Origin of the sequence: Flavobacterium sp., assembly GCF_035456225.1 — a bacterium.
Taxonomy (GTDB): domain Bacteria; phylum Bacteroidota; class Bacteroidia; order Flavobacteriales; family Flavobacteriaceae; genus Flavobacterium.
The window spans coordinates 1-7,582 of the sequence record NZ_DATIDM010000230.1; the positions used below are offsets into that span (position 1 = coordinate 1).

At 35.3% G+C, this 7,582-nt stretch carries 3 protein-coding genes; 2 read left to right on the top strand and 1 reads right to left on the bottom strand.

Translation table 11 applies throughout. The features are described from left to right. Positions 1-1,821, top strand: a 1,821-nt coding sequence (locus VLB74_RS13310; RefSeq protein WP_325203945.1) for a hypothetical protein, incomplete at its 5' end; no start/stop codon positions are given. A 3-nt stretch (positions 1,822-1,824) separates the two neighbouring features. After that, complete coding sequence (locus tag VLB74_RS13315; RefSeq protein ID WP_325203946.1) at positions 1,825-5,688, top strand: DUF2194 domain-containing protein; 3,864 nt, start codon at positions 1,825-1,827, stop codon at positions 5,686-5,688. 56 nt (positions 5,689-5,744) lie between these two features. Here VLB74_RS13315 and VLB74_RS13320 read toward each other — a convergent pair whose 3' ends face one another. Beyond that, positions 5,745-7,367, bottom strand: a complete 1,623-nt coding sequence (locus VLB74_RS13320) for a DUF4832 domain-containing protein (RefSeq protein WP_325203947.1) — start codon at positions 7,365-7,367, stop codon at positions 5,745-5,747. Between the last annotated feature and the right edge of the window lie 215 nt (positions 7,368-7,582).

Below are 7,582 nucleotides of genomic sequence, written 5' to 3' on the forward strand. Positions count from 1 at the left end.
ATCATCATGCTGCTGATTTTTGGACTGGTACAACTTGGGATGTATAACCTCCTGAATGTTATAATCATTTTACTGGTAATAATTTACGTTGATTATTTCGGAGTCAAGCAAATCCCTCATTCGGTAAATATAATTTCACAAAAAATAAAAAGAAATATTTTCGAACTTATCGAGAATATTGAACTCAAAAAGCCTGTCGGTTTTTTTGTTTTAACACGCTCCGACCCAAAAGAACGCAAAAATCGCCTTTGGTATCTTTTTTTACTTTCCATAATTGGGGGTGTTACATTTTACAGCCGATATATTTTCTACAGGTTTGACTTGTTTTCACTGTCAGGCTCCTGGATTTCAGATCTTGAAAGCGTAATCGATTTTGATTCCCAAAGGTGGTTCACTGATGGAATCTTTACGATTGGAGAACTTGCAATGATTAATTTCTATGGAAAATTCACAGCTGTTAGTCCGGAAGTTGCACTGCAATCCATGGGAATTCTGGAATCTGTTTTAATCAGTATCCTTCTTTTCTGGGTGGTTAATAAAATCACCTCTTCCAAAATAATTGCCCCAATGGTAGTGGCTCTTTTTTATAGTGTGAGCTACACTATCATGCCGTTAAATCTGACTTTCATTTTACAACATCAGCCTTTGTTTCTCGCGATTTGTTTCGCGCTTCCGGCAATGGTTCTTTATTTAAAACCCGGAATCATGCACAGTAACAACGTAAATTGTTTCATCAATTATATTTTGGCTTTTACGGCTATCGGTTTAATTGATATTTTCACTTTAGTGGTGCTTCTGTTTCCGTTTTTAATCATCGGATTATTAACTTCTTCAATAAAACATAAAGTTCAAAACCTAATTGTCATAGGGGCTTATCTGATTTCACTTATGATTCTTTTTATCATTTACGGAACAGCCTGCTCACATTTTGGGGACGATTTCGTGCTCTTTGTACATTCCGGTTTAATGTCGGTAAGTGCTTATACTTATTTTTCACATTTGATAGTTTCTTACGAACGTCTGATGATCTACTATCAGTATTTAAGTTATATCTGCATGATATTATGCCTGTTACTGATTGTCTTAAAAAATGAAAAATGGAATGCAGCCATGTGTTTCCTGGTTTATTTCAATTTTTTGGTTGTCCTTTCGGAAATCGATAACAATTGGATTGACACCGATTTGGTAAAATTATCGTTAGGTGTATTTATCCCTATTTTATTTGGTATTGCGATAGCCTTAATTATAAGGATCGGTTATTTCTTTTATACGAAAATCGAAGTCATCAGACCAGTTTTTGCCGTGTTTATTATTGTAGGCGTACTTTATTCTGCGGTTTATTATCAGAAACAAGAATATAAAAAACTGCACAAAACAGACGATATCCCAAGAGACATCATCAATGTGTATGAAAAAATAACATCGAGTTATTATCCGTTTTCATATGCCGTTGTAAATGATTACACCACCCAATCAATCAGTATCAACAAACATTTTTTTATTCATTATACCGATTTCAACAAAAATTACCTGATAAGGGATTCCATCTATTTCAAGAATAAAAAAAATACAAAATTCCTGAAAAATAATCCGCAATATGTACTCCCTAAAAGTGTCTTGGTATTTGTTTATAAGAAAGGAGATGATAAAACAAACCGCATTATAGTCAACTGCGAAATCACACCTGTGATACTCTCAAAACTTGAAATACTAAAAAAACGCGGGCGTAAAGTAAGCGTGTTTTATGAAAGTGATCTGATCAAAATTTTTGAGATTGAAAACGATCCCGGTCAGAGTAAAACGGAAGATTTAATTTTTTAAGATATGAAGATTGTCAAACATAATACTTCACTGCGAATTCGTGTCTTTTTTGCATTGCTGATGGTGGTAATCGCTTCCGGGTGCGTACAAATTGACGAATTGACAGGATTAAATGCCAATAAAGGCGATTTAACCTTACGCAGATATTCAGGAATACCTTTAAATCTTCCCCCAATGGTTCAATTCATTACTGACAAAAATGATGTTGAAAGTTTAACCCTAAACAGAAACACAAGAAAGGTTTGCGATTACATAAAAATTCCATATCGCAGTGTTTCTCTCGAAGAATGGAACAAAGACCCTAAAATTGATAACAGCGTTAGGGTTTTAAGTCTTCTCGATACTAAAAAACTGAATAGTAAAAGTATAGACATAATCACTGATTTTGTAGCCAGGGGAGGTACTTTATTCATGCCTTTCGGAAGTGAGGACAAACGTTTTTCTTTTCTGGTGGGAATGAAACCCGAAAATGATTATGAAACCGATACTGAAGCAGCAGGTTTTTTATTTAAAACCAATATTTTACCTGGATTTAATGATCATAGTTATAAGAAAGGATTGAAGTTTTTCGGACTGAAGGGTACTGTTTTTTCGGATAAAATAAAGATTGATGCTATAGCCGAAAACAATCCTACATATCCTTTAATTACTGAAAATTCAATAGGGAAGGGGAAAGTGATTTATTATAATTCCACTTATTTTTTCATTAAGGAAGACCGCGGATTGTTAGTTTCCGGTCTTCTGAAAGGCTTGGAGGGAATTCCATATCCTGTGATCAATACGGGAGTGATTTTTTTAGATGATTTTCCGGCACCTTTGTATAATATAAAAAGTGAACCTGTACTCTCCGAAATGAATTTAAGCATTAAAGATTATGTTCACAATGTCTGGTGGCCCGATTTGGTAAAATTGGCTAAAAAACACGATATTAAGTATGCCGCTATGACTACTTTTGATTATAACGTGAATATCAAACCCCCTTTTTTATTCCGGGAATGGGATTCAAATAAAATCGAAATAGACGGAAAAGAAATTGGATTGAGTACCTGGCTTGTAGAAGATGTGGCAAAACACGGTCATGAATTAGCTTTTCACGGATATAACCACGTTTCCCTGCTTGTTTCCGATTGGAAAAATCCGGATTTTATGGCAACTTCACTGAAAGCAGCCGAAAAAAAATGGGAGGTAAACGATTTTGGTCCGCTACCGGTAACCTATGTACCGCCTTCTAATTATATCGACAGGGTAGGATTGAAGCAGTTAAAAAAAGGGATGCCTTCACTAAAATTCATGTGCAGTATTTTTGTTGGAAACAAAAAAGATGGCGGAGACAGGGAATATGATTTTGATCCCTACGAACCTGAATTCTTCGATTTTCCGAGAATTTCCAGTGGATTTTATGTAGATCCCGACTTAAAATTCACAATGTATTCCCTTTATATGTACACCGGAATCTGGTCGCACTTTCTTCATCCGGACGATATCTATCAGATACCAAGTACCAATATAAGTAAAGGAATTTACGATTTGCGCAATTATGACAATTTGGGCTGGTATAAAACCCCAAACAGCGACAGGGCAATGTATTCCGAATTTGATAAACTGTTGAAAACATTTCGTACCGATTTTCCAAACATTCGTTACCTCGATGCCCGTGAAAGCGGTTTAATGACAAATGATTGGAGAGCCTCTTATTTTAACCATAAAACGGTTCACGGAATATATACCGTTGAAAAACTTAAACCGGAAGAATCCAACTTTTCCGAACAGGATTGGTTTGTGTATGGAACTAAAGGGAAAGCATCAAGAATTGAGGATCAATTGAAAAGACAAGGAGCCGCCTTCAAAAAAGTTCCTTATTTAGATGGTTATTTATATTCGGTAAGAACCAATAAATCAAGGATAACCATGCCTGATTTCCGGGCCGATTATGATGCTGCTACTTTGGATTTGGCTGCTGCTAATGTCAGAACCGAATTCAAAAAATTCAAAGATGAAGTTGCCCGTTTGGCAAAAGAAGCCTTATGGGTTGACAATTCGGATGCAGAATTAGCCGCGGAAATAGAAGGATTGAGACAAAGAATGCTTACTGAACAAAAAATCAATCCTGAAGTCTGGAACAAATACACCGAATACCTTTCCTGGGATGACAGGGCAGAAGAAGTATGGACAATGCTTGAACAACACTGCCTCAAATATCCATTGCCGGAAAACATAATGTATTCGCAGGAATTAAGCAAACATGTTTATTATCCCAATGATGTAATTCAGGAAAAATGGATGAGTGCGCAAATGCTTGCAAATCCGAAAGATAAAGACTTACTCAACAACTATATTGCTTATTTTTATTCGGCTGAATATCAGGATAAGATAAAACTCGCGCTCACCAATTTAATGAAAGTGGATCCTTCCCAGGAAACGTATCTGAAATATCTTGATTATCTGGTAAATTATGAACCGCAAAACGCTATTGCGGAACTGAATAAAATAAAACCTTCCGAGGAATACAAAGAACTGGCAACTCCAATAACCTGGATTTATGCGGATAATAACGAATTTCAAAAAGCCTATGATTGGTCGGCATTCAGCACTGAAATCGATTTTTACAGCAAAATGCAGTGGCTGGTTGAATTGAAAGAATACCAAAAACTGATTAACGAATACAATGAGTATATCAAAAATAATCCGGATGATTACAGAGTAAAAGCGCAAATGAGTATCGCTTATCACGATATGGGTAAATTCAAGGAATCCTGGATATTGGCAAATGAACTTCCGGATGAATCATCCGACAAGGAAACCATTAAAAAAATGCTCAATACCGATGTTGTTTATGAAGAAGCCGATATTCAGAATTATTTGATGGAAAACTATAAGGATTTATTTTACACGGATGTACTCAATACTATGATTAAAACAAATCGCAGGGAATACGGGAATTTTATTAAATACGATACCGATTTACAAACAAATAAGGATAAACTGTCGGCCTTCCAAAACGTGTTGTCTTATAATGTTTATGATAAAAAGAAAAATCTGCACGGCTTCGGATTTACTTATAGTTCGATGTACCGCGTTGAATATGACGTTCCTGATTATGACGACAACCGAACTCATGATGTGTTTGGTGTTCGATATCAGTTTAACAACCCAAAAGCTTTTGAAAAACTGCAGTATTGGTCCAGTTTGCGATATGAATACAGTCTGCTTGACAAATCATTTTTTCAGTTTGAAGGAGGAGCCAATTTTTCTAAAAACACCAGTTATTCTTCAGCAGAATTAAAAATTGCACCTGCAGAAAATGGTCCGTCATACAGTAAAAGCATTTACCGTTTTCAATTAACGCTGTATCAGGATTACCGTTTTTTCAAATATTTCAATACAAGTTTAGCGCTGGAGGGTAATTATTATAATAAAAGTGAAGTACTGAATGAACCATTTTATGTTCTTGAATCCTATGAAGGAAGTATAACAGGAAAAGTTATTTTTGATCGTTGGATGCAGAAAAAAAACAGGTTACTGCCATTTGTGGAATCAACCAAAACTCAAGCATCATTAGGCGAATCTACGATTCCGTTATCAACCGGATATCCTTATTGGATGATTGATGAACGTTTCTATATAGGTGGCGGATTAGGATTTTCTTCAGGAAAACAGGAAGATGATTTTTACATGAAAATAGAAGGAGGGTGGTTTTATGATGATTATGCTTCAGACTTCGGTCGATTTGTCGGTAATCTCAACTATCAGATTTTTGATTATACGTCCATTTCAGCAATATTTGAATTTTATCTGCAGGATAAATTCTATTCAAACGCATTGCAGTTTGGAGTAAAACACAACTTGAAACAAAAGAAAAAAAAATAGGGACCATTTTTCAACGATCCCCATTCTCAATCAACTAATAAAAAAATATGAAAAGTTTAGTGTTTTACTACAACACGTCTTGTATCATTTTTTACACCACTATTAGAAATTTTGATATAATAAACTCCGTCACTCAAACTTTCTGTATTAATTGTTAATCTATTTGTTGCCAATGTAGAGTTTACATTTATTTTCTGTCCTAAAGAGTTGTACATCCCGATTGCGTACTGATCTACACTTTCTAATTCCACAAATATTTCTGTATTTGCCGGAATTGGGTAAACTGTTGCATTAACTGTTGTAGCAGTATCGCCTGTTCCAAGGTTTTGTCCAACATTTATATTAGCATTAAGACTGTTATATCCCGTAGCTGCTTCCCATGTACTGGTATTTGCCATTCTAATTGCATATTCAGGACGGGCACTTAATCCTGATGCTGCATCCGGAAGGTGTAAGTACAATTTATAAGTCCCCTGAACCATGTTTGTAGGCAATGTAATAGTCTCATTAATAGTTGTTTCTGCCTGACTTGTCCATAATCTTGGATCTGTAGTCAATGCTTTTGTAAACACATCGCCAGTCACAGTATTTTTGAAAACGATATATGCTGTTCTTTGGTTGTACGGTGTTGCATAACCAGTGTTTTTAACTTTGAAATTCACAACCATTGTTCCTCCAATATTAGCTGATTGAGGGAAAGAACCATTAACCAATTCAAAACGGTACCCTAAATTTTTCTTAATATCATTTAAACATCCTTCAGATGAAAAACCATTAATTACTGATGCATTATAATCTGTATTCAGGTATGACCAGTGGAATTTTCTCATTTCACCTACAGCTGATGTACATCCGGAACGCGGTAGGTTTACCCCACAAGTTTCACCACCCATTGGTGTAAATTTAGTCTCCTGCTCCAAATATGGATATTCAGAAGAAGTATTGGTGTAAGTTCCATAATCCGATGAACTCGCTAAAAAACAGTCATTATGGTGACCTAATCTTGAAACATTTGAATTATTATAAGCCTGGCCAGATGAAAGCGCAGTACTTGAATACATTTGCATTTTTAATTTCGGAGTTCTGATCTGTACCATTCTCGAAGAAGGTAAAGCCGATAAAAGCGCATCAACTACAGCTCTTCTGTTAGCGTAATCTGTTGAAGTTGGTGACATTCCGAAATGATCGGTGTAGTACCATTCTCCCCAAGACCCGATAAATCCGGCTTGCACTACAGCGATTACATCTGCATTATTTTGTAAAAGAGGTCTAAGTTGTTCGATATGAGCTAAAACCTGTGCTTTAGAAGCATCTCTTTGTCCGGCAGTCTCTGTATCGGAATAAGCAAAACGTACAATACATTTAAGACCTGCGTTTCTGATGGCAGTAAAATCTGCCTGCATCTTATTCAGATAATCCTGTGATATTGGAGAGTTTATGAAATTTTCCAAATAGAATAATCTAAGTATCAGGGAAATATTTTCACTAGTTCTATATCCTGACAATTGAGACTGACTTAAAGAGGAATAAGAAGTTGAGTGTGTTCCTTTGTGGTGGTAAAAACCACGTTCAGGGTTAGGGAAATTTTCTGTCGAAGCAGTGTAGGTTACATTAGTTGTAGTTTGGGAAAAACCTAAAACTGATAAAAGTAATGTTGCGGTTAAAATTGCCTTCTTCATAAATCTTTTCTTTTTAGTTGTTGCTGATAATTCTCATGAGCCACATTTGAATTGTAACTCATTGCAAATCTATCAGTTAGCATCTAAATAAAAAAATTAAATTATCGTTAAAATGCACTTTTTCTCGACAAAATGCATAATTTAACTTAATTAATAGGTTTTATGCTACGGAAAGCGATTTTTGCTATAAGAAAATACTTAAAAAGAGAAAAAAG

Excerpts from the sequence above, each read along its gene's own strand:
- VLB74_RS13320 (WP_325203947.1), bottom strand. The coding sequence starts at position 7,367 with ATGAAGAAGGCAATTTTAACCGCAACATTACTTTTATCAGTTTTAGGT.
- VLB74_RS13315 (WP_325203946.1), top strand. The coding sequence starts at position 1,825 with ATGAAGATTGTCAAACATAATACTTCACTGCGAATTCGTGTCTTTTTT.